The sequence below is a fragment of the Algoriphagus sp. genome (assembly GCF_013373065.1).
Lineage (GTDB): Bacteria > Bacteroidota > Bacteroidia > Cytophagales > Cyclobacteriaceae > Algoriphagus.
Map to the genome: position 1 here is coordinate 96571 of NZ_JABXIN010000003.1, position 23124 is coordinate 119694.

Consider the following 23124-nt stretch of genomic DNA (forward strand, 5'->3'; position numbering starts at 1 on the left):
CGAAATTACTAAAAATCGGACAAAATGGCAGAGAAGTATCCATTTATTCTAACCGCAATTCAAGATTTTTCAAATTGAATCTTTAATTGCTCCCCAAAATGAATTTGTTCTTCGGTAATGTTTAAGTTGGAAAGGCCTAATCCAAGTAATCGTATTGGTTTTAGGATTTCTTCTTGTCGGAGAAGTTTCAATCCCACTTCCCAGATGGTTTTTTCATCAGGGTATTGTTCTAAAGTTTTGCTGCGAGTTTGGATGGTGAAATCAGAAAATTTGATTTTTAGGGTAATGGTTCGTCCTTTTATGCCACTTTTCTTGATCCTGCGAATGACTTCTTCAAAAATTGGTTGAAGACCCTCTTCCATTTCTCCTGGAGTAATAAGGTCTTTTTCGAAGGTGTTTTCGGCACTTAAGGATTTCCGAATCCGATTAGGTTGGACTTCTGAAAGATGAATTCCTCTCACGATATTGTAGTAATGAAGTCCTGATTTCCCGAATTTTTTGGTTAGAAATTGAAGTGAGTATTCTTTTAGATCCTTTCCATTAAAAATACCCAGCTTCTCCATTTTCTGAGCAGTTACTTTTCCAATACCAAAAAACTTATGGATGGGTAATTTTTCTAGGAATGCCTCTGCCTCCTCAGGAAGAATAACCGCTTGGCCATTGGGTTTATTCAGATCTGAGGCTGTTTTTGCTAAAAATTTATTATATGAAACCCCTGCAGAGGCATTGAGTCCTGTTTTTTCTTTGATCTTTTCTCGGATTTGCCTGGCAATCAGGATGGCGGATTTGAGCCCTTTTTTATTTTCAGTCACATCCAAAAACGCCTCATCCAAAGATAGTGGCTCAACCAAATCGGTGTATTCGTAGAAAATTTCACGGATCTGACCTGATAATTCTTTGTATCGCTCGAATCTAGCTTTTGCGAAAATCAAATGTGGGCATTTTCGGGCAGCCAAAACCGATGACATGGCAGAATGAATCCCGTATTTTCGTGCCTCATAATTTGCAGCAGCTACAACTCCTCTAGCTGCATTTCCACCAACCACAAGGGGTTTTCCTCGCCATTCCGGGTGATCTAATTGCTCCACGGAAGCATAGAAGGCATCCATGTCCACATGAATGATTTTTCGGAGTTTGGTTTCGGAATGCGGAATGGAATCCATGATCAACCAATATAAACAGAAAAGGGAATTCCGAAGAATTCCCTTTCTATTCGTTGGTTTAGTAAGTCTTAGTTTGCTTTTACATCCAACTGCAAAGAAACCGTGTTGTAGATGAATTGGTCTTTTGCTTTGTCCACCGCATTTGCCTCGTCTCCATAGGAAAGGCCCCATGCAGTCCGGTCGATGTTGAATCCTGCTTTAGCAGTCACGATCCCGTTTTCAATAGAAACTGCTGCAGGGAATTTGATGTTTTTAGAAGTTCCTCTCATGGTCAAGTTTCCGCTGATCCAATGAGTAGGAGCCTCAGGTGAAAGTTCGCTATTAGAAGCAGGGGTGAATTCAGTAACGAATTCTTCCTTGTCAGTAATTACATCCTCTGCATTGAAAACTTCCACACCAGTGATTTCAAAAGTAGCGGTAGGGTGATTTTCTGCATCAAAGAAATCAGCAGATTGCAAGTGACCCCACAACTTTCCATAGTTTTCAGATCCTTCTTCCAAATCTTCAATCTTCAAACCAGTGATATCAAAGGTGAATGAACCACCAGTGATTTCTTCTCCATTTACAGAAAGAGTTCCGGTTGTTGCTGGGATTTTACCGAAATGCTTTCCTGCTGGCTTGTATCCTGCCCAAGAGATTGTTGTGGCATTTGGATCCAAGGTTAAAGTTTGACCAGTTGCTTCAGCTACTTCTTGTGCTTCAGAAGTTTCTACAGTTTCACTTGGTCCACCACAAGCCACCATCAATAGGGTTGCGGCTACAAATAGGCCTGATTTAGCGATCAATTTCATAGTTGTTTTAGATTTAGTTTCCTAATTAATGTATAGACACAGAACGCAAATTTCTAGAAAAAGTTTATAAGTCCGAAAAAAAATTAAAATTTGTTTTTCACTAATTATGCGAATTATGAAAGAGGCCTTAATCATGGAAATAAATGGTAAAAAGCCAGTTTTTGGAGAGTCTTGCTGGCTAGCTCCCAATGCCACCGTTGTTGGAGATGTAGTCATGGGAGATGAGTGTACCGTTTGGTTCAATGCAGTAATTCGAGGAGATGTTCATGAAATACGAATTGGGAATCAAACCAATATTCAAGATGGTGCCGTGATTCATTGTACTTATCAAAAGGCAGGAACGTATATTGGGAATCAAGTATCCATCGCCCACAATGCAATCGTTCATGGATGTACAATTCATGATCGGGTTTTGATAGGGATGGGAGCAATTGTAATGGACGGGGCAGTGGTCCATTCCGGGGCTGTAATTGCCGCAGGAGCAGTTGTACTAGCTAATACAATCGTGGAACCAAATTCAATTTACGCTGGGATGCCTGCCAAAAAAGTGAAAGCTATAGGTCCAGAAATGGAACAGGTAATACTACGCACCGCAAGAAATTATCCCATGTATTCAAAATGGTTTGAAGAAAAGTAGATTTCATGAAACTTTAGCTTTCTTAAGCCGTTGATTTTTAGTAATTTCAGATCGTTTTTCAACTCATTTTTTTATGAAAACCTCATTAAATTTTGTTTGTAAAGGGAAAATATTGGCTTTGCTATTTTTTCTGATGTTATCGCTAAATCTATCACTTTCATTCTTCATGCCGAAGGATTATGCCTTGGATCTGAAATTTGCCTATACATTTTCAGAGGCCTATCAAGCTCTTTCGGCGATGGATTTGGATACTCGAAAATTTTACCGATTTGGAATTTGGGCATTGGATTTCCCATATATGATTGTTTACAGTCTGTTTTTTGGAGGGGTTTTGTATCGATTATGGAGTTCAAGAAATCTACTTTTGCTCCCTTTTTTGGTAGCTGTTTTCGATTTTTTTGAAAATCTAATGGTATTGCGTTTATTGAAAATTTTCCCAGAGCCGAACCGCATGATGACACTAATTGCTTCCGCCTTTACCACTTTGAAATGGCTGTCGGTTGGTGTAATGGTTTTGACGATATTGTGGGGGATTTGGCGCTACGATTTTTCTGAAAAATTTTCCACCTCATCCACATCTTAAATTAACATTGGGTTTAATTTCTTATCTGAAAATGTAGTTGCTTTGCATTTCCAGATATTTTGAATAGTTTTTCCTTTAGTTTCCGACTCGGGAGGCGATTTCAATCACTTTATGAAAGAAGAATATTTTAAATGGTACTCCCCCCATCTTCAAAGGGAAGTGCAGATGTTAGTTTTTGGGCATGCGGGGTATCCCGTAGTAGTCTTTCCAACTTCCAAAGGATCATTTCACGAAAACAAGGATATGGGGCTAATTGGCTCTGCTCAATGGTTTATTGAACAGGGATTGATCCAAATTTATTGCCCGGAAAGTAACGACGCTCAAAGTTTTTACAATAAAAATGTCCACCCTCATCAACGGATCCAAAATCATGTAGCGTATGACAAAATGATTTGCCATGAACTGGTGGAGCGGATCCGACTTAACACCGGTACAGCAAAAGTGGTGGTGGCAGGTTGCAGCTTTGGAGGGTATCATGCCGCTAATTTTGCCTTCCGGCATCCAGGCTATGTGAGCCATATGTTTAGTATGTCCGGTGCCTTCCATATCCGTAATTTCATGGATGGCTACAATCATGACGATATTTACTACAACAGTCCGCTAGAATACCTGCCTGGATTGAATGATCATGAGCTTTGGAATATGGATATCGTATTGGGAACTTCCAATTGGGATATTTGCTTTGATGCCAATTTAAAGTTGGCAGATGTACTTAATAAGAAGCAAGTTCCACACTGGCTGGATATCCGCCAAGACAGAGTTCATGATTGGGACGTTTGGAAAGAAATGTTTCCACATTATTTGAGTAGAATTAAGTTTGATTAGAAATTTTATATCAAGGAATTATGAAAAAGATCGGAATACTTTTCGGAATGGAAGACACCTTTCCGCAAGCCTTTATCGACAGGGTAAATCAAAAGGCGGAAAAGGGAATTGTAGCGGAGGCTGTCAAAATTGATAAAGTGATTCAGAATGAACTGACCGAATATGCAGTAATCATTGACCGGATTTCACAAGATGTTCCATTTTACCGTGCTTATTTGAAAAATGCGGCCTTGACAGGTACCGCCGTAATCAATAACCCTTTTTGGTGGAGCGCTGATGATAAGTTTTTCAATAATTGCCTAGCTGATCAATTGGGTGTACCTCTTCCAAAAACAGTGATTCTACCATCAGCGGAGCATCCTACTGATACAACGGCCAAATCATTTCGAAATCTTGTTGCCCCTTTGGATTGGGAAGGGATTTTCAATTACATAGGATTTCCTGCCTACATGAAGCCCTATGCGGGAGGCGGTTGGAAAAATGTCTATCGGCTTGAAAATAAGGAGGAGTTTTTCCAAAAACATCCAGAAACAGGTCAATTGGTCATGTTACTTCAGGAAGAAATTGTCTTTGATGAATATTTCAGGGTGTATTGCCTAGGAGGAAAGGCAGTAAGAATCATGGAATACGAGCCTAGAAACCCTCATCATCTCCGCTATGTGGTCGATCGTGCGCCTGCTTCGAAGAAGCTTTTGGCGAAAGTGAAAGAATATACGCTCACTCTTTGCAAAGGCTTGGGGTATGATTTCAATACTGTCGAGTTTGCTGTGCGGGATGGGATTCCGTATGCAATTGATTTTGGAAATCCTGCACCAGATGCTGATGTAAATTCTGTAGGTCAGGAAAATTTTGAATGGGTGGTTGAAGAAGCTGCGAATATGGCCATTCGTTATGCTAAAGCTCAGAAGCCGGGGAAAATGAATTTGACCTGGGGAACTTTCATGAGAAATGCTGTGGAGGCAACCAAACGTTTTTAGAATTAAAACTCACTTTTTATGTGTGCAGTAATCAAGAAATTACCTCAGTTTACAATTGGGGTAGAAGAAGAATATCAGATCATTGACCCGACGACAAGGGATCTGCGGTCTCATATGTCCAAAATAGTGGATGGAGGAAAGATTCAGCTACGCGAACAAGTAAAAGCGGAGATGCATCAATCCGTTGTGGAAGTTGGAACAAATATTTGTCAAAATGTCCAAGAGGCCCGAAAAGAAGTAGCCTTTTTGAGAAATAAAATTTCCGAACTCGCTGCTCAACAAGGTTTAATTGTAGGAGCCTCCAGTACCCATCCTTTTTCAAAATGGCAAGACCAAGAGATAACTGATGATCCCCGATATCATACGATAGTAGACGAGCTAAAGGATATTGCACGATCAAACTTGATTTTTGGTCTTCATGTGCATGTTGGTATCGAAAGTCGGGAAGTGGCTCTCCAAGTCATGAATCAGGCTTGTTATTTTCTGCCACATATTTATGCCCTGACCACCAATTCCCCTTTTTGGGAAGGAAGAAATACTGGTTTTAAAGCATTTAGAGCTAAGGTTTTTGCCAAATTTCCGAGGACAGGATTGCCGGAATACTTTGATTCCGTACAGTCTTACGACAATTTTTTGGAAACTTTGGTAAAGACGAACTGCATAGACAATCCCAAAAAAATCTGGTGGGACCTTCGAATGCATCCCTTCTTTAGTACCATTGAATTCCGAATTTGCGATATGTGCCTGACAGTTGAGGAAACCACTTGTATTGTGGCGCTAATTCAGGCTGTAGTCGCCAAATTGTACAAATTGATCATGAGCAACATTTCGTACAATGTCTACAGAATTGCGCTGATTCGGGAAAATAAATTCCGTGCTGCGCGAAACGGTATTGAGGGAAAGTTGATCGATTTTGGCAAGAAACAGGAAGTGCCAACCGTAGATTTAATTATGGAGCTGTTGGATTTTATCGATGATGTAGTTGATGAACTTGGCAGTAGAGAAGAGGTGAATTATGTTCACCAAATCCTAAAAAATGGAACGGGAGCAGATCAACAGCTGAAGGTATATGAAGAAACCCAGGATTTGACGAAAGTGGTTGATTTTATCACTGGTAAATTTACCGAAGGGATTTAAGGAATTCCAGTACCTTTGAGGCCTAAAAAGTAGACGTTGTGGGAAAATCAAAAATTCATTTGGCCATTTTGGATATGTATGATGGGGAGCCAAACCAGGGGATGCGATGCATTCAGGATATTCTGGGGAGGTTTCACCAAGATATTACATTCAAGATTTTTGATGTGAGAGGAAAGGCTGAGCTTCCAGAGATTACTGATTTTGATCTTTTCATTTCCACAGGAGGCCCGGGGAATCCATTGGAAGGAAATGGGGATTGGGAAATCAAATACTATGATTTCTTAGATCAAGTTTGGATTTGGAATCAAAATCATACTGCTAAAAAATACCTGCTCCTGATCTGTCATTCATTCCAAATGGCTTGTAAGCATTTTGGTTTGGGAGAGATCACCAAACGGAAATCTACTTCTTTCGGAGTAATGACTATTCATAAAACTCAGGAGGGATTGACGGACCCCTTATTCAATAATTTGGAAAATCCTTTTTGGGCTGTGGATAGTAGAGATTATCAAGTTGTTCAACCTCATAAACGGAAGTTTACTCATTTGGGAGCGAAAATTATAGCTCTTGAAAAAATCCGGAATCACGTGGAATATGAGCGTGCAATAATGGGGATTCGATTTACAGATGAAATCGTAGGAACTCAATTTCACCCGGAAGCCGATCCTGTTTCTTTCTTGGAGCATTTGAAAAAACCAGAAGTCCGAGAAAAAATTATTGATTTGAAAGGAAAGGCCAAATTCCGAGACATGATCGAGCACTTGGTGGATGAAGATAAGATTTACCGTACCAATGAGGAGTTAATTCCAAATTTTTTGAGGCAAAGTGTCCATCAAATACGAAATCAAAAAAAATCGAAAGCCTTGATTTAACCCATATGATCTCATCAAGTCGTCAGCAATTTAATGCTGCTTTTTCGCAAGAAAAGTACCAGGAGCTTCTGAAAAGTATACAAAAAGATTTCGATTTTCTTCCAGCATTTAGAGTTGCAGAGACTCCCTTTTTTATTTCAGAAAAACTGAAAGAGCAACTTCTGGAAGCATGCCAGGAACTTATTTCTTTTCTTAAACGATCCGATTTTAAAAAATTAACTCAACAGGCATTGGACCTAAATACCGAGGTTCCCAATGAAGATGCTCATACCCAATTTTTGGCAATTGACTTTGGGATTTGCGAGGAAAACGGGGAGATTTTACCCAAACTAATTGAAGTTCAAGGTTTTCCTACCGTTTTTAATTTTCAGTATAATCTATTCCAAAAACTCCGATCCGTTTATCCTTTTCTACAAAATTACACTCCCTACCTAAGTGGGTTGAATGAGACAACTTATCTGGATCTACTTCGAAAAACCATCTTGGGAAAATTTGATCCAAAAGAAGTGGTGTTGTTGGAAATTGAACCGGAAAATCAAAATACCAAGATTGACTTCTATTATTGTCGAAGAGATTTGGGTATTCCTGTTTGTTGCGTGACAGAAATAGAGAAAGAGGGTAGAAAATTGTATTACAAGGATGCGGAAGGAAATAAAATCCAGATTAAACGAATTTATAATCGGGTCATTTTTGATGAATTAAATTCTCGTCTAGACCTGAAAATGAATTTTAGTTTTTTGGATGATTTGGACGTCGAATGGGCCGGACACCCAAATTGGTACACTCGGATTTCGAAGTTTATTTTGCCACACTTGGAGGGGCCTTATTTCATTGACAGTACACTCATGAGTGAACTGAAAGAAATCCCTGAAGATTTGGATAATTATGTGCTGAAATCCCTTTTTTCATTTTCGGGTACAGGAGTGATTTTTCATGTTAAACCTTCAGATATCACCAATTTAAAATATCCGGATCAGTTTATGTTTCAGAAAAAAGTGACCTATTCACCGGTCATTCAAGCTCCAAACGGTAATGTGAAGGTGGAAATCCGGATTTTGGCGATATGGCCTGAAGAAGATGAATCTCCTACTTTGGTTGGGAATTTGGCTAGATTGAGTCGTGGTGAAATGATTGGAGTGAAGTATAATAAAGACAAAGATTGGGTGGGAGCCTCTATTGGTTTGTTTCAAAAATAATTCTACTACCCAATAAAATAATGCATAAAAAAAGCCGATTAATTCGGCTTTTGTTTTTTAAGGAGTCCATTGAGATGGGTTTTCTCTCCAGACTTTAAGGGACTTTAGTGCTTCGTCATCGATATATTTTTTCTGAACAGCTCGGGGAAGTAAGGCCTCGTAATGAGAAAGAACAGCCAATCGAACCCCAGCCTTTTCGAAATTCTCAGAAGCAACCGGGAATCCGTAGCTAAAAATGGCTACCATTCCCAATACTTCGAATCCAGCCTTCCGAAGATCCTCTACTGCTTTTAACGAACTTCCGCCAGTGGAAACCAAGTCCTCAACTACCACCACTTTTTGTCCTTTCACTACTTTCCCTTCGATCATATTCTCCATACCATGTCCTTTTGGTTTGGAGCGCACATAAAGAAAAGGTAACTCTAATTCATTTGCCAATAGGGCTCCTTGGGGGATTCCTGCGGTCGCTACACCTGCAATTGACTCGACTTCAGGAAAGCAATGTTGAATTGCTCGGGTGAGTGAGTCGCGGATTAGATTTCTAACTTTCGGGAAAGAAAGAGATAATCGATTATCGCAATAAATGGGGGATTTCCATCCGGAAGCCCATGTAAAAGGTTGCTTGGGTTGAAGTTTGATGGCTTCGATCTGCAGTAATTGATCGGCGACTTCTGCGGCTATTTCTTGGGATATGATTTCCATATTTCAAAAATAAGGGAAAGCATCAGCTTCTAATTGGACTCGGGAAAAATTTTATGCATTTTTGATCCATTGCATACCAAACAAACGAATTGATTTAGCTCTTCATGCGAATTTTTATCAACGATAAGCCTTTGGATTTGATCAGCTACTCCGAACTGCCAAAGACCAAAAAGTTTGATGGGATTTTTACCGATCCAGAGGAATTACCTCCAGCTTCTGAGTGGCAGGATGATTTATTATTTCATGAGCCCTCCTTTGATTTGGTGATCCGTATTTTGTATCAATTGAGGACCCGAAAGCTTCGGGAATTGGATTCGATTACTTTGGTAACCAAGTCCAAAAAACAGCTTCGTGATTTTGTGAAAAGCCGCTTTTTCATTGTGAAGGCTGCAGGTGGGGTTGTGATGAAACAAGAGCAGGTTTTACTAATCCATCGCTTAGGGAAATGGGATTTTCCCAAAGGGAAGTTTGACAAAGGGGAAACTCCAGAGGCTTGCGCAGTCCGAGAAGTAGAAGAAGAATGTGCTATTTCAGTCCGATTGGGAAAGCCTATTTGTAATACTTGGCATACCTACATGCAGGATCGAAAAAGTATTTTGAAAAAGACTTATTGGTATGCAATGGACTGTGTAGACGATCGTAAAATGACTCCACAAAAGGAAGAAGGCATCGAAGATATACGGTGGTTTAGAGTCCCTGAAGCAAAGACTGCCTTAATTAATTCTTACCCTTCCATGAGGTGGCTGTTTAAGCAGGTTTTAAAGTCATATTTTATTTCTCCGGAAGGGAAAAAAACTTCTAAAACTTGATCCTTATATAGGATAAGGCAGGAATTCATTCACTTCACCCCCATAGCGGTGAACTTCCCGGATTACCGTCGAGCTGATTGCTGCAAATTCGGGAGAAGTGATTAAGAATACTGTTTCCAATTCCTCATTTAAATACCGGTTCATTTGAGAAATGGTGTTTTCATATTCGAAATCGGTTGTATTTCTCAAGCCTCGAATCAAAAATTTCGCGCCATGTTTTTTGGCCAACGTGGAGGTGAGTTCGTTATATACGATCACTTTCACTTTGGAGTCGTCAGCATAAACCGATTCGATCTTTTCCACCATCATATCAATATCAAAATACCGGTTCTTTTTGGTCGAATTGTAGCCGATTCCGATGATGACCTCATCAAATAAGTTTAGACTTCGTTGGACGATGTCATGATGTCCCATTGTGAAGGGGTCAAAAGTTCCGGGAAAGATGGCTACTTTTTTCATACTTACAGGTGTTGCCATGAAACTTCAAACAAACCAAGATCTTTGATTCTTTTGAATCCATGTGAGTAATTTTGATTGGCATGTGGAGTCAAGATCCGCACATGATGGAAGTACTGCTTTGCCCATTCCTCTGTAATAGAGGATTTTTGGGGTAATCCATAAATTGTGATTCTAACGTGCTTCGGGGAGTATTTCAGTTGTTTGATTAGGATGAGAATATATTTCAAAAAATCCTCATCTGTGGGTATATCAAACATATTGAAAGTACTTAATTCTTGATCCGTAAATGCCGCTAGGTACATTTTTCGACCAAATAAATTGACTAATATTTCTTGGCCAATCAAATTGAACCGCTCCTTGAATAGATAAGAAAGGAAGGAACAGGCCCCGTGAGAAAATGTGATTTCTGTGAATCGTGCCTGCAGTGATTTTTTTAATTTTTCATCGACAAAAGAGACGATTTGCAGATTGTTGCTATCGAGCGGGGTGTGAAAGAAATGAGCCTGTGGGGGCAATTCTTGAATAAATTCTAAATATTTCTCGTCATTTTCAGGGGCGTATAGGACTCCAGGGACTAGACTAAAACCAGGTTGATGAACATAAACCTGAAGCGGTAGATCATTTTTAAGCAAAGGATCTGAGATGATCAGCTTTTCGAGTCTATCCCATTCAAAATCAGGATAAAAGTGTATCCCAGTATTCGCTTGGTTTTGATCCTTGGCGAATATTGCTAAAAAATCAGGGTATAAAAAAAGTGATAAGCTCGCCGTGTCTTCCACATCAAACTTATCACTCTTAAAAACTTTCAAAGTGGTTTCCAAAATCGCTGGGATTATTTCCAGTTACCTTCAGTAGAAGCGTCAGTTCTGGATCCTACGCGTAAAGCTTTTTCGTTATTGTTTAATCTTCGCTCTGGGTTGATCGGAGCTGGATCACGAATTTCGAATACGTTGATCTGATAATTGTTTCGCTCGATTTTGTCTGCGAAGAATTCGAACACTTTTCCTCCTGAACCTGGAACTACTGCCAAAGCTTCTAAATTAAAGTCAGGATATTTCCGCTCGTTGAATAGGGAATCAATTACAGGTACAGATCCCAAGGTATCGAAAGTAACGGTAGTTTCTTCCTTACCATAATCCAACAATTTGGTAGTTTCAGTTCGCTGGATCAACCAGATTTCACCTTCAGTGATAAAGGTTTTTAAACTATCCCAAGTTGAGGCATATTTTCCGTTGGAAGCTTCATAAGCTAGTTGGGCGTCTCGAAGCATTTGAAGTTTTTCGATAATAGCTGCTTCTACAAGCGCGATTCTTTTTTCTTCTTCAACGACGTCATCGACTCCTTTCCATAGGAGATATCCGAGACCTAAGGCTGCCAGCAAGAAGACGAAGGAAAGTACTTTGGTTAGATTCATTTTAGTTAGAATTTTAAAATCTAGGTAAGGTTGATGGTGTTTTTAAACCGTGCTATTTTAGGTATTTATTTTCAAAATTAAAATATCCTTTCCACAATCCTATATCTTCAAGGGATTTAATTCCCCAAAATACCTGATGGAGGGATTTTTTAGGGATTTTTTGGATTTCGGATAGGCTTAACCATTCTATTGCTGTCAAGATTTGCTGCAGTCCTTCAAGTTCAGGATCCTTCCCTAATTGCATTTCTCCACCTAAATGTTTGACCTCAAAAAACAATTCAATTGCATGAAGAGGTGGTTGAAGAAACTCGTGGACAAACAAAAATTTTTCTGCCTGCACTTCTAAGCCTGTTTCTTCTAAAAATTCTCGCTGAAGATTCGTGGATGCATCAGATCCGAAGCGCATGCCTCCTCCTGGTACCGACCAGAATTCCTGCTGATCACCCATTTGGTGGCGAACCATAAGTATTTTTTCATCCTTGATAAGGATTCCATTTACCCGAGTCCGGAGACGGTTTCCGAATTTTGATTCGATTTGCTTCCCGATTTTGTCTGTTGTCATGTACCTTCGTCTCTATGGGTAAAGATAGGCAGGCTGAGGTAAAGCCATCCCGGTTTTTTTCAAAATATTTTCCCTTTGAGCCCACTCAAGGTCAGCATCAGTTTTTTTTAAAGATGGATGAATTCCTAATGATGGATTCAAAGGACAAGCCCACATTTGTCTTGAAAGGTTATGCGGGTACTGGTAAAACGAGTTTGATTTCCGCTTTGGTTAAAGTACTTCCCCACTTTTCCATGCGCTCCCTTTTATTAGCTCCTACTGGTCGAGCAGCGAAAGTCATGAGCAATTACAGTGGAAGAGCAGCATTTACCATTCATAAAATCATTTATAAGCCAAAAGGGGAGGTTTCCGGTCTTGGTTTGGGATTTGTCTTACAGAAAAACTATTTCAAGGATACCTTATTTATTGTGGATGAATCATCCATGTTGGCGGATGATGGGGGAATGTCAGGCAATTTGCTGGGTGACTTGATTCAATTTGTGTTCAGTGGAACGGGAAATCGCTTAATGTTGGTTGGCGATACCGCGCAGCTCCCTCCGGTAGGCAGTAATTACAGTCCTGCCTTGGAATCAGGTTATTTATTAAGACAATTCCGACTTTCTTCGGACCAGGTAGAATTGGTGGAGGTCATGCGTCAACGGACAGAGTCGGGAATATTGATAAATGCAACGAACCTTAGACAGCTTCTACAAACCGATAAACCCACAATTCAATTACGAACTTCCGGTTTTCCGGATATCTACCGAATGACAGGAGAGCGTTTGGAAGATGGGCTTCGCTATGCTTATGATAAGTATGGAACCGAAAATACAGTCATTGTAACCCGATCTAATAAGAATGCTGTTCAATACAATCAATATATCCGAAGAATCATCCATTTTTTCGAAAATGAAATCGATACAGGTGATCTCTTAATGATTGTAAAGAATAATTATACCTACATGGCGGAATCAGATCGGGTGAGTTTTTTGGCAAATGGTGATATGGTAGAGATCATGAAAATCCGGAATTTTGAAGAGCTTTATGGATTTCGATTTGCCACTTTAGAGTTGCGCTTATTGGATTATGAGGAGGAGCCTCCTTTTGAGGCCAAAGTCCTGTTGGATACCCTGTATTCACCAGCTCCGTCCTTGACCCGAGAGCAATATCGAAGTTTATATGATCAGGTCGCTGAAGATTATCAAGATGTAGCATCCAAAAATGAGCGAATGGAATTGATTCGAAAAGACCCATATTTGAATGCTTTGCAAATCAAGTTTGCGTATGCCTTAACTTGCCATAAAGCCCAAGGGGGGCAATGGGATGCGGTTTTTGTAGATCAAGGATACCTACCCGAAGAGCAAATAGATCGCGATTACATTCGATGGTTGTATACGGCAGTCACCCGGGCAAAGGAAGAATTGTACCTTTTAAATTTCCAGCCTGCATTTTTTGCTTAAGCATCTTTCCGCGGAGAAAAGAACCTTGGTCTGAATTTTGAATAACCTATGTAAAGTTGAATATTTGAGAAATTAAACCAGGAAAGCCATGAAAAAATTAGGATTATTATTTAGCGCACTTCTAATGGTAGTAGCATTTCAGATGCAGGCACAAGCTCAATCTGGTGCGGTTATTAGCTTCAAAGAAAAATCAGTGGACTTCGGTGATATTGTACAAGGTGCAAAAGTCTCCCATACCTTCGAATTGACAAATACAGGAGATGCCCCATTGGTTATTTCCAATGTTGCTGCTACTTGCGGTTGTACAGTGCCAAGTTGGCCAAAGGAACCTGTTGCTCCTGGATCAACTGCTAAAATTGAAGTTTCTTTCAATTCAGCAGGCAAAATGGGAAAACAAAATTCGATCGTTCGAATTTATTCAAATGCTTCCGAGCCGATTGAAAAAGTTTCTTTGATCTCGAATGTTTTGCCAAGAACCAAATAATCATAAGATCACTTAATTATCTTGAAAAGCTGTTTCCATGAGAAGCAGCTTTTTTTATTTCTACCAAATCAAAGAAAGGATTGAGAAAAATGGATCAGTTTTCAATTCTTAAGAATTTGTAGAAATCTGAACTAGAAGAAGGAAATACAAGTTACTTTTCATCTCCTATGAAAAATCAAAAAGAAAAAAAGGTAAGTATCCGAAAGGTATTTGCCACGATTGTCTGGCCTCGCAGGAAGCAGCTTTTTATTGGTTTAGTCTTGATCTTGATTAGCCGATTGTCGGGTTTGGTTCTCCCCGGGGCCAGTAAATACCTTATTGATGATGTTATTCCTTCCACTGACTTGAATCTTCTCAAATGGTTAATTCTGGTTGTGGTAGCCGCCATTGTGATCCAGTCCATTACTTCTTATGCTTTGACACAAATTCTCTCTGTTGAGGCTCAAAATCTGATTGCCAAACTTCGGTCTCAGGTTCAAAGTCATATCATTCGACTTCCGATTCGATTTTTTGACAATACAAAAACCGGGGAGTTGGTATCGAGAATTATGAGTGATGTTGAAGGGGTCCGAAATCTGGTGGGAACGGGGTTTGCCCAAATGATAGGAGGTGTTTTGACCGCTGTAATTTCCTTGGTCTTATTGATCAGTATTTCTCCTCTGATGACCTTGTATGTACTGGTTCCTGTTGCTGTTTTTGGATTAGTTTCCTTGAAAGCTTTTGGGAAAATCCGGCCTATTTTCCGGGAAAGGGGTAAAATCAATGCGCAAGTGACGGGAAGATTGACCGAAACCTTAGGAGGAATCCGAGTAATTAAGGGATTTAATGCAGAAAGTCAGGAAATAAAGACTTTTGAAAAGGGAGTTGATCAGCTCTTTCAAAATGTGAAAGCCAGCTTAACTGCTACTTCCTTTGTTACGTCGGCGGGTACACTTTTATTGGGTTTGGCCTCCGCAGGGATCATGGGAATTGGAGGATGGATGATTATGGAAGGTAAAATGACTTTTGGGGACTTTTTGGCTTTTACCTTGTATTTAGGCTTTATGATCGCGCCGATTGTACAAATGTCCAATATAGGTTCACAGCTTACAGAAGCCTTCGCTGGTTTGGATCGGACAGAGGAAATCATGAACACGCCACTTGAATTTGAGGATACTCAGCGAACCATCGTTTTGGATAAATTCCGGGGAGATATCCAATTTGAAAAGGTGTCCTTCGCCTATGAAGAAGGTAAAGAAGTTGTTCATGGAGTGAGTTTTGATGCACCTTCCGGTTCCGTTACGGCACTGGTTGGAACCTCTGGTTCCGGGAAAACTACTATTGCTGGATTAGCAGCGAGTTTTTTAACTCCTGATTCCGGAAAAATCACCTTGGATGGTTTTGATTTAAATGAAATTACTCTTGAATCTTATCGATCCCGTTTAGGAGTGGTTTTGCAGGATGATTTTCTTTTTGAAGGTACGATACGGGAAAACATTCTTTTTCCAAGACCCGAAGCTTCTGAGGAACAGCTTCAGGCTGCTGTGAAAGCGGCTCATGTTTCAGAATTCACAGATCGATTTGAAGATGGCTTGGATACCTTGATAGGGGAGCGAGGAGTGAAACTTTCAGGCGGACAACGCCAGCGTATTGCTATTGCAAGGGCGATTTTGGCTGATCCAAGGATTTTGATACTGGATGAAGCTACCTCCAATTTGGATACAGAATCCGAGACCCTCATTCAAGCTAGTTTAAAAGAATTGATGAAGGGAAGAACCACCTTTGTAATTGCCCACCGCTTGAGTACGATTCGGCAGGCAGATCAGATTTTGGTAATCGAGCAAGGAAGGATAGTGGAGAGCGGAAAGCATGAGGAATTGATCGCGTTGGAAGGAAGATATTATCAATTGTATACCTATCAGGCTCGGATTTAATTACAAGTCTTTCAGCTGATGTTGATACTTTATCCTTCGAATGGGAGAGAGGATTTTGTATTTTTGTAAACCCAAATGAAAACGGAAGAGATGAACGAATTGAAATGGTACGTGATGTACACGGCATCACGATCTGAGAAAAAAGTAGCTAACAGATTAAGAGAGAAAGGGTGGGAGGTTTATCTGCCTTTGGTTACTGAACTTCGACAATGGTCAGATCGGAAGAAGAAAGTGGAACGACCCCTTTTCAATGGATATGTTTTTGTAAAAACTAGTCGAAATCAGCTCTGGGAATGTTTGCAGGTTCCTGGTTCGGTCAAGTTTGTTCATTTTTCAGGAAATCATGCAACGGTCCGGGAAGAAGACTTGGACAAAATTCGCCGTGTGGTGGAGACTGGAGTTGCTGTTGAAACAGATGGTGGAGATATCGAGCCGGGAGAACAAGTACAGGTTATGGGAGGACCTCTTCAAAATATGGTTGGAGAATGTATTGAAAAGGGGAATAAGGATTATTTTGTTATTCGGATTCCTGGAATTTATCAGAACATGCTGATCAATGTTCCTCGAAAATTTTTACAAGTCCTTCCGAAAAAAGAAACCGCAGGTTAAGTTCTTCTTTCACCTGTGATTCCGGAAAATTATTACTCCAAGCCTTTAGGACGGAAGTATCGTCTGTAAACGATTTGGGCTTGAAAAAGATGGTCCCCAAAACGGTTGAATCCTACGTTTCCATCAAGGTTGTCCGAAAAAGTCCAAAGCATGGTTCCTTCTCCGGCGATATCGGAGTAGGGGCCTATACTATAACTTAATCCAGCTCTTACGGGAACATAGCCTGTCGTTACTTGGTGCTTGGTAGGAGTCTCCTCAGGGCTAAAAGATTTGGTTTGCTCTGTCATGATATGCATAATCCCTAAGCCAACCCCACCGTACAAATTCACTCGGGTACGGTGCATATGATTGGAAAATGGAATTAAGTTCAGGTTGGGCATGATGTCAAAGAAAAAAGCAGGACCTTTTGCGGTAAAGGAGGCGAAATCTGCAAACCAAGCATCCCGAATAGGTGTACTTGGATTGCCCCCACTGCTAATGAATTGTACTCCTAGAGTCGATCGCAGATCAAAGGCTGCACTTAATTTTTTACTTAAAGCAACTGATATAGCTGGTTTAATTTCAAAATTAAAATCCCGGTATTGACCACCATTATCCAAATAGGCAAAAGAGGGCCCTACGCCGACGGTGAGAATATTATTTCTTGATATACGCTCCTTATAAAAATTTTGAGCTTTTGCCAAAAATGGAAAAGTTATAAAAAAGATGAGAAAGGAAAATTTGATCAATGAACTCATGAAAATCAGTCCGTTACGTAAGGTTTTTAACAGATTCGAAAGTGACAACAAATATGCCAAGACTAGATTTGTTTGAAGTAAAAACTTCAGGAATTGCGAATTATTGCCCTCGATTTAAAAGAAATTTGATCTTATTCTTCTTCGAAGGCTTTTTGAATTTCTTCCTCAGTTTCTTTCAGTTTTTCTTTGCAGAATTTTACCAAATCGGCAGCTTCCTTCACCAAATCGGAAAGTTCATCAACACTTTTTTTGCCTTCTTCCAATTGACTGAGAATGAGTTCCAGTCGTTCAATAGCTTCATTGTACTTCATGATTGCTTTTATTTTGGATCTTGTCGATCGTACTCTGTATGATAGTTTTGGCACTGATGGTAGTAAGGTGGTCACCCACTTTTGGGTCTGCTAAATGAATGGGCATGCCCTCTAGTTCTGTTCGTGTATATCCTCGATTTAGAATGGCTTGTGGGTCCAGCTGATGCAGCATTTTTTCCATACTGGAAAGTTGTTGATCATGATATCGCAATAGTTGGGAAGAATAGGATTGAATGTCTTTTTGGAATTTGGACACTTCCTCCTTTTGCTTCTCAAGTTGGGCTATGGTGGTTCGCTCAAGTCTTGTTTTTTGATGGTTGATCTTTTCCTTTTCCAATCGTATCTGTCCCGTCACGACTCCTTTCAGGCGTTGTGAAAATACCTCAACTTGGTTATGTGCAAATTTGAGGTATTGGTTGGTGATTCGATCTATTTTGGAAGCTAATAGGAGTAAGTTTTCCTCAAAAATCCGGAAGCTGGATAATATGAACTCTGCTACAGCTGTGGGGGTTTTGAGTTTCGAATGGGCAACCAAATCAGCGATAGTTTCATCCCGTTCGTGGCCAATCCCTGTTAGCACTGGAAGCTTGCAATTTGCAATTTTTACAGCCAGGTAATAGTCGTCAAAGCAATCGAGGTCGAGTTGTGCACCCCCTCCCCGGATAATTATCAAAGCCTCTAATCCAAGTTTTTCTGCTTTTTTTTCAGCCTTTTCGATTGCAGTGATTAAGCTGCCAACAGCCTCATTTCCTTGCATCAGGGAAGGGAAAAGGCGATGGTATACCTGATATCCGTATGGGTTTTGCTCCAACTGATTTACAAAATCTCCATAACCCGCGGCTGTTGCACTTGAAATGATCCCGATTCGTTGAATTACCTTCGGAAGAGGACGGGTTGCATTGAGTCGTAGAATGCCTTCTTTGGTTAATCGCTCAATTGTTTCCTGACGGATTCTGGCACGTTCCCCGAGTGAAAATGAAGCGTCAATGTCTTTGATGTTTAGACTGAAGCCATAGACCGGGTGAAAGGTGACCTGTACTTGAGCGAGAATTTTCATCCCATTTTTGAGGCCAGAACCAGTCAAGCTTTCAAATCTCGCTGCAATGCTTCTGTAGGTAAATTGCCAACAGTTGCTTCGCATTTTCGCTAGAACCTGCGAACCTTGCTTTTCCGCCAACTCAAAATAGGCATGGCCTTGGGCGGCTACTCGGAAGTCTGCAATCTCTCCAATGACCCAGTAGGATGGGCTCAATTCATTTTCCAAGGTGGATTTGATGAGCTGACCTAACTCAGAAATGGAAAGGGCATTCTGCATGGTTTTTTAGATCGATTGATGAGCTTTTTTGATTTTTTGGCGGAGCTCCAAACTCGCCTTTACCAAAGGTAAACGGACTTGATCACCACAAATACCAATTTCTTTCAAAAGAAATTTTAGACCCACAGGATTTCCTTCTGCATACATCAGTGGGTTGATTTCCAATAAAGAAAGGGTTGCGTTTTTCTTTTCTACAGGAGTTCCTTGGGTAATTTTTTTGAAAATTTGGGGATAAGCATTTGCCAGCACTGAAATCACGCCCACTCCCCCGATGCTTTCCATAGACGCTGTTAACATATCGTCACCTGAAATCAACAAGAAATCATGAGGCTTTTTAGATGCGATTTCCATGCATTGAGTTAAATCGCCTGAAGCTTCTTTTATCCCGATGATATTGGAATGTTGAGCTAAGGTGAGGGTAGTAGTAGCAGAAAGATTAGATCCAGTTCTACCCGGTACATTGTATAGTATTACAGGAACCGGACAGGCATCAGCTAGCGCTTGGTAGTGTGCGATAATTCCTGCTTGAGAGGGCCTGTTGTAATAAGGACTTACTGATAAAATTGCATCAATTCCTTCAAAATCGGTTTCATTGATTTCATCTACCAGGGCTTGGGTATTATTTCCCCCAAGTCCGTAAACGATAGGAACTCGCCCTTTATTTATTGAAATTGCCTCTTGAAGAACTTGCTTTTTCTCTTCCTTGGAAAGGGTAGCTACTTCCCCGGTGGTTCCCAGTACAACCAAATAATCAACCCCTCCTTCAAGGCAATGCTCAATCAATTTGGCAAAGGCTTGAAAATCAACATTTCCATCCTCCAAAAAAGGAGTTATTAAAGCAACACCCGTTCCGTGAAAATTCTTCATTGTTCGCATTTAAATTCGAGCTGCAAAGATAAGGTCTTCTACACTTTTGAAAGACCAATCGTCAAAAAAGGAACGGAGCTGGTAGAATTTCTGAGTGAAATTAGGATTCCACCATCTTCAAAAACTCTTCTTCAGAAATCATGGGGATTCCTAGCTTTTCAGCTTTCTCTTTTTTGCTGGGGCCCATACCTTCTCCCTCAATGATAAAATCGAGATTTTTGGATACGGAACTGATGTATTGACCACCGTGCGCCTGCACAAAATCAACAATTTCATCCCTCTTGAAATTCTGCAATTTGCCAGATGCTAGAATCCGCTTTCCAGCAAGAGCCTGACTTTTTGGAGCGGTTAGATCCTCTTGAATTTCAAAGTTTAACCCATGCTCATGAAGTCGCTGAATCAGCTTTTGATTTTCTTTGTTATCAAAAAAGTCTTGAATACTTTGAACCAGGGTTTCGCCGACTCCATTGATTTCCAATAATTGATCAGTACGAGCATCTTGTAATTTTTCAATGCTTCCGAAATGCCGAGCTAGAAGTTGAGCCGTATTTTCTCCGATATTCCGAATTCCTAAAGCAAAAAGGACTTTTTCAAAAGACTGCTCTTTTGAAGCCTTAATGCCTTCCAGCATGTTGGAAATGACTCCTTCCTGAAAAGTGTTGGCTTTTAGTTTTTTAATACGCTCCCGTAATTCGTGAGGTAGATCCAAGTTTAGGCGGAGAATGATACCATGAATCGTTCCTTCTTTTTTACTTGCTTGAACCAATTCATCAAAATCCACTCGCCTTCCCAAGAAAATTTCCAAAACCACTGCCACAGGAACATAGTCTTCCATTTTGGGAAGTTCAGGATGATCCTTGAGTGAGTTTATCAGCATCTCTACCATGCCGGTGTTGGAAGGAACTTTCTTTTTCCACTTTCTGATCTTTTCCTGAAAGGCTTTTAAGGTTTCCAGCAGTGGTAATTCGGCAGCTTCTAGCAAGAAATCCTGAATTTGTTTGAATGAAAGCTGCTCCGTCAAAGCAAAAAGGGCCTTTTCAAGGGTAATGTAGAGTATGCCGCTCTCTTCTTTTTCATACTGATCATGGCTCATCTCGAGGCCGAGCAGGTCTTTCTCTTTGCTTTGCAAATCGAAGATGTCCGCATAATTCTGGATAAAACCTTGATCAATTAAAGCCCGAATTCTTTCCGTACCAAGGGAATCGATATCCATGGCCCGCTTCGATACAAAATGTTCAATTCTTCCAAGGATTTGAGGAGGGCAGGATTCGAAATTAGGGCAATAATGCTTGGCTTCTCCTTCTTTGCGCTCCAGCTTACTTCCGCATTCAGGACAAGTATCAATGTAGTGAATTGGCTTGGTGTGTGGCTTTCGTCTGGAAATATCTACCCCGGTGATTTTTGGAATAATTTCTCCTCCTTTTTCCACATAGACTACATCACCCTCATAAATTCCAAGTCGTTTGATTTCATTGGCATTGTGGAGGGAAGCGCGCTTGACAGTAGTTCCAGCTAAGCTTACCGGGGAAAGATTGGCAACAGGAGTAATCGCTCCTGTTCTTCCTACCTGATAGGTGATGGAGAGCAATTCGGTTTCAGCACTTTCTGCTTTGTACTTGTAAGCAATGGCCCAACGGGGATTTTTAGCCGTAAATCCTAGTTCTTCCCGTTGATCGTAGTCGTTGATTTTTAATACTACTCCGTCTGTTTCTACAGGAAGATGATGTCTTTTTTCACGCCATTTATCGATATACTCCAGGACTTGATTTAGAGTTTTGGCCTTTTGATAGGTTTGGGAAACATTAAATCCCCAATTTTCCAGTAGGTGAATGGCCTCGGAATGTGTTTTGATTCCCAAGTCTTCTCCTAGTAATTGATAGAGGTAGCAATTCAAGCGTCGCTTGGCTACGACACTACTGTCTTGCATTTTGAGGGTGCCCGAAGCCGCATTTCGGGGGTTGGCTAACAAAGCCTCGCCTTTTTCCTCACGAGCGGCATTTATTTTTTCGAATTCCCGAATGGGAAGAAAAATTTCTCCTCGAACTTCAAATTTCTTTGGAATATTCTTCCCCGTTACCGAAAGAGGGATATTTTGAATGGTTCGGACATTTGCCGTGACTTCATCTCCCTTGGTGCCGTCCCCACGCGTTACGGCTCGAACCAACTTTCCCTCTTCATAAACCAAACTTATTGCTACTCCGTCAAATTTGAGTTCGCAGAAGTATTCATAGTCCGTACTTCCCAGACCTTTTTCAACCCGTTCATCAAAGGCTTGTAATTCCTCGATTGTATAGGTATTGCCCAAAGAAAGCATTTTGTACTCATGGACGACCGTTTTGAATTCTTTGGTAATGGTCCCGCCTACCCGCTGACTTGGACTATCGGGATCCAGAAGATCCGGAAATTCTGTTTCCAATCGGATCAATTCTTCCAACAACTGGTCGAATTCATAATCTGAGATTTCAATCCGACTCTCCTGATAGTAAAGGTGGTTGTGGTAGTTGATTTCTTTGGTAAGTTCGGCGATCCGGGCCTTAGCTTCTTGATGCGTCATGATAATTAAAATGAACTCTAAATTAATGGGAAGTTGGTAGCTAGTAAAGTTGCGAGGTGGAAAAGTTTCAAGGAGCATTTACCTTTGTGATGTTTCGCTGCCAGAATTTTCAAATGACTCAAAAATCAAATCAGGAAGCCAAGATTATTGATACGGCCTACAAGCTTTTTTTGGAAAAAGGCTATCGCCATACTACGGTGGATGATATTGCGCATGCTTTGGGGATGAGCAAGAAGACTTTGTACAAATTTTTTTCATCCAAATCAGATTTATTGTCTGCCGCTTTTGAAAAGCTTAAGCTTCGTATAACTGCAAAAGTGGAAGCAATTTTGGACAATAGATACATCGCTTTTCCTCTAAAACTCAAGTCCAGTTTGGCTGTGGTGGCCAATTATTTGGCTCCTATCAATCCAGAGCTTTTCGAAGATCTCCGAGAACATGCCCCTGAAGTTTGGGAAGACTTGATGGAGTACATCAATGAGTCAGCATTTATGCGGTTTCAGCGCTTAATTCAAGAAGGACGAGATCAAGGTTTGGTGAAGTCTAATCTAAACGTAGGTTTAGTCGTGATGCTGTATGCCAGTGCCGTTCGATCCCTTTTGGACCCTAAATTTCGAAGTGGATTTCCTGAATCCATCCAGAAGAATATGCGAATTCCGGCAGCTGATATTTTCGATCAGGCCATCACCATAATTTACAATGGAATAATGACCGAGGAGGCAAGAGCTGAATTTGAGAATGCCTGATTTGCTAGGATGATTTCCCTAT

At 40.6% G+C, this 23124-nt stretch carries 25 protein-coding genes; 13 read left to right on the forward strand and 12 right to left on the reverse strand.

What is annotated here, in order from left to right:
* Positions 1 to 59 precede the first annotated feature (59 nt).
* Together dinB and HWE15_RS02820 are read right to left on the reverse strand one after the other, a co-directional pair.
* Positions 60 to 1163 (reverse strand): DNA polymerase IV, encoded by a 1104-nt coding sequence (gene dinB, locus HWE15_RS02815; RefSeq protein WP_290505977.1) that lies wholly within the window; start codon positions 1161 to 1163, stop codon positions 60 to 62.
* Between the two features lie 68 nt (positions 1164 to 1231).
* Positions 1232 to 1954, reverse strand: a complete 723-nt coding sequence (locus HWE15_RS02820) for a YceI family protein (protein ID WP_290505978.1) — start codon at positions 1952 to 1954, stop codon at positions 1232 to 1234.
* A 115-nt stretch (positions 1955 to 2069) separates the two neighbouring features.
* On the opposite strand from HWE15_RS02820, the gene HWE15_RS02825 reads away from it, so the two are divergent.
* The 7 genes from HWE15_RS02825 (at position 2070) to HWE15_RS02855 (ending at position 8181) form a co-directional block, all read left to right on the forward strand.
* Positions 2070 to 2591, forward strand: coding sequence for a gamma carbonic anhydrase family protein (locus tag HWE15_RS02825; protein WP_290505979.1), 522 nt, complete (start codon positions 2070 to 2072; stop codon positions 2589 to 2591).
* Positions 2592 to 2664: 73 nt separating this feature from the next.
* Positions 2665 to 3174: a hypothetical protein gene (locus HWE15_RS02830; RefSeq protein WP_290505980.1), complete on the forward strand. Its 510-nt coding sequence runs from the start codon at positions 2665 to 2667 to the stop codon at positions 3172 to 3174.
* A 111-nt stretch (positions 3175 to 3285) separates the two neighbouring features.
* Positions 3286 to 3999 carry an alpha/beta hydrolase-fold protein gene (locus HWE15_RS02835; protein WP_290505981.1) on the forward strand — a complete coding sequence of 238 codons (714 nt, stop codon included), beginning with the start codon at positions 3286 to 3288 and terminating at the stop codon, positions 3997 to 3999.
* Positions 4000 to 4019: 20 nt separating this feature from the next.
* Complete coding sequence (locus HWE15_RS02840) at positions 4020 to 4976, forward strand: hypothetical protein (protein ID WP_290505982.1); 957 nt, start codon at positions 4020 to 4022, stop codon at positions 4974 to 4976.
* 18 nt (positions 4977 to 4994) lie between these two features.
* Positions 4995 to 6113, forward strand: coding sequence for a carboxylate-amine ligase (locus HWE15_RS02845; protein WP_290505983.1), 1119 nt, complete (start codon positions 4995 to 4997; stop codon positions 6111 to 6113).
* Positions 6114 to 6187: 74 nt separating this feature from the next.
* Positions 6188 to 6985, forward strand: a complete 798-nt coding sequence (locus tag HWE15_RS02850; RefSeq protein ID WP_290506208.1) for a GMP synthase — start codon at positions 6188 to 6190, stop codon at positions 6983 to 6985.
* 5 nt (positions 6986 to 6990) lie between these two features.
* Positions 6991 to 8181, forward strand: coding sequence for a hypothetical protein (locus HWE15_RS02855; protein WP_290505984.1), 1191 nt, complete (start codon positions 6991 to 6993; stop codon positions 8179 to 8181).
* Positions 8182 to 8238: 57 nt separating this feature from the next.
* On the opposite strand, the gene pyrE is transcribed toward HWE15_RS02855, so the two are convergent.
* A complete protein-coding gene (gene pyrE, locus HWE15_RS02860; RefSeq protein WP_290505985.1) occupies positions 8239 to 8883 on the reverse strand; it encodes an orotate phosphoribosyltransferase in 645 nt (214 codons plus the stop codon).
* 104 nt (positions 8884 to 8987) lie between these two features.
* On the opposite strand from pyrE, the gene HWE15_RS02865 reads away from it, so the two are divergent.
* Positions 8988 to 9692, forward strand: a complete 705-nt coding sequence (locus HWE15_RS02865; RefSeq protein ID WP_290505986.1) for an NUDIX hydrolase — start codon at positions 8988 to 8990, stop codon at positions 9690 to 9692.
* 3 nt (positions 9693 to 9695) lie between these two features.
* Here HWE15_RS02865 and coaD read toward each other — a convergent pair whose 3' ends face one another.
* Genes coaD through HWE15_RS02885 form a run of 4 tightly spaced genes read right to left on the reverse strand, consistent with a single transcriptional unit; the run spans position 9696 to position 12127 of the window.
* Positions 9696 to 10151: a pantetheine-phosphate adenylyltransferase gene (coaD, locus tag HWE15_RS02870; protein WP_290505987.1), complete on the reverse strand. Its 456-nt coding sequence runs from the start codon at positions 10149 to 10151 to the stop codon at positions 9696 to 9698.
* Between the two features lie 2 nt (positions 10152 to 10153).
* Positions 10154 to 10960, reverse strand: a complete 807-nt coding sequence (locus HWE15_RS02875) for a DUF3822 family protein (RefSeq protein ID WP_290505988.1) — start codon at positions 10958 to 10960, stop codon at positions 10154 to 10156.
* A gap of 23 nt (positions 10961 to 10983) precedes the next feature.
* Positions 10984 to 11565 carry a hypothetical protein gene (locus tag HWE15_RS02880; RefSeq protein ID WP_290505989.1) on the reverse strand — a complete coding sequence of 194 codons (582 nt, stop codon included), beginning with the start codon at positions 11563 to 11565 and terminating at the stop codon, positions 10984 to 10986.
* A gap of 52 nt (positions 11566 to 11617) precedes the next feature.
* The gene (locus HWE15_RS02885) at positions 11618 to 12127 is read right to left on the reverse strand and encodes an NUDIX domain-containing protein (protein WP_290505990.1); all 510 of its coding nucleotides are present in this window, start codon (positions 12125 to 12127) and stop codon (positions 11618 to 11620) included.
* Positions 12128 to 12141: 14 nt separating this feature from the next.
* Here HWE15_RS02885 and HWE15_RS02890 point away from each other — a divergent pair, with 14 nt between their 5' ends.
* The 4 genes from HWE15_RS02890 to HWE15_RS02905 all read left to right on the forward strand — a co-directional run bounded on the left by HWE15_RS02890 (position 12142) and on the right by HWE15_RS02905 (position 16572).
* Complete coding sequence (locus tag HWE15_RS02890) at positions 12142 to 13566, forward strand: ATP-binding domain-containing protein (RefSeq protein ID WP_290505991.1); 1425 nt, start codon at positions 12142 to 12144, stop codon at positions 13564 to 13566.
* Between the two features lie 88 nt (positions 13567 to 13654).
* The gene (locus HWE15_RS02895) at positions 13655 to 14050 is read left to right on the forward strand and encodes a DUF1573 domain-containing protein (RefSeq protein WP_290505992.1); all 396 of its coding nucleotides are present in this window, start codon (positions 13655 to 13657) and stop codon (positions 14048 to 14050) included.
* Positions 14051 to 14217: 167 nt separating this feature from the next.
* Positions 14218 to 15963 (forward strand): ABC transporter ATP-binding protein, encoded by a 1746-nt coding sequence (locus HWE15_RS02900; protein ID WP_290505993.1) that lies wholly within the window; start codon positions 14218 to 14220, stop codon positions 15961 to 15963.
* A gap of 90 nt (positions 15964 to 16053) precedes the next feature.
* The gene (locus HWE15_RS02905) at positions 16054 to 16572 is read left to right on the forward strand and encodes a UpxY family transcription antiterminator (RefSeq protein WP_290506209.1); all 519 of its coding nucleotides are present in this window, start codon (positions 16054 to 16056) and stop codon (positions 16570 to 16572) included.
* Between the two features lie 32 nt (positions 16573 to 16604).
* Here the strand turns inward: HWE15_RS02905 and HWE15_RS02910 are convergent, their stop codons facing one another.
* The 5 genes from HWE15_RS02910 to ligA all read right to left on the reverse strand — a co-directional run bounded on the left by HWE15_RS02910 (position 16605) and on the right by ligA (position 22356).
* Entirely contained in the window at positions 16605 to 17255 is a 651-nt protein-coding gene (locus HWE15_RS02910; RefSeq protein WP_290505994.1) for a hypothetical protein, read from the reverse strand.
* 185 nt (positions 17256 to 17440) lie between these two features.
* Complete coding sequence (xseB, locus tag HWE15_RS02915) at positions 17441 to 17620, reverse strand: exodeoxyribonuclease VII small subunit (RefSeq protein WP_290505995.1); 180 nt, start codon at positions 17618 to 17620, stop codon at positions 17441 to 17443.
* The gene (gene xseA / locus HWE15_RS02920; protein WP_290505996.1) at positions 17607 to 18935 is read right to left on the reverse strand and encodes an exodeoxyribonuclease VII large subunit; all 1329 of its coding nucleotides are present in this window, start codon (positions 18933 to 18935) and stop codon (positions 17607 to 17609) included. Before xseA ends, xseB begins: the two co-directional genes overlap by 14 nt.
* A gap of 6 nt (positions 18936 to 18941) precedes the next feature.
* Entirely contained in the window at positions 18942 to 19802 is an 861-nt protein-coding gene (dapA, locus tag HWE15_RS02925; protein WP_290505997.1) for a 4-hydroxy-tetrahydrodipicolinate synthase, read from the reverse strand.
* Between the two features lie 100 nt (positions 19803 to 19902).
* Positions 19903 to 22356, reverse strand: coding sequence for an NAD-dependent DNA ligase LigA (gene ligA, locus HWE15_RS02930; RefSeq protein WP_290505998.1), 2454 nt, complete (start codon positions 22354 to 22356; stop codon positions 19903 to 19905).
* Between the two features lie 113 nt (positions 22357 to 22469).
* On the opposite strand from ligA, the gene HWE15_RS02935 reads away from it, so the two are divergent.
* Positions 22470 to 23102 (forward strand): TetR/AcrR family transcriptional regulator, encoded by a 633-nt coding sequence (locus HWE15_RS02935; RefSeq protein WP_290505999.1) that lies wholly within the window; start codon positions 22470 to 22472, stop codon positions 23100 to 23102.
* Positions 23103 to 23124: the final 22 nt, after the last annotated feature.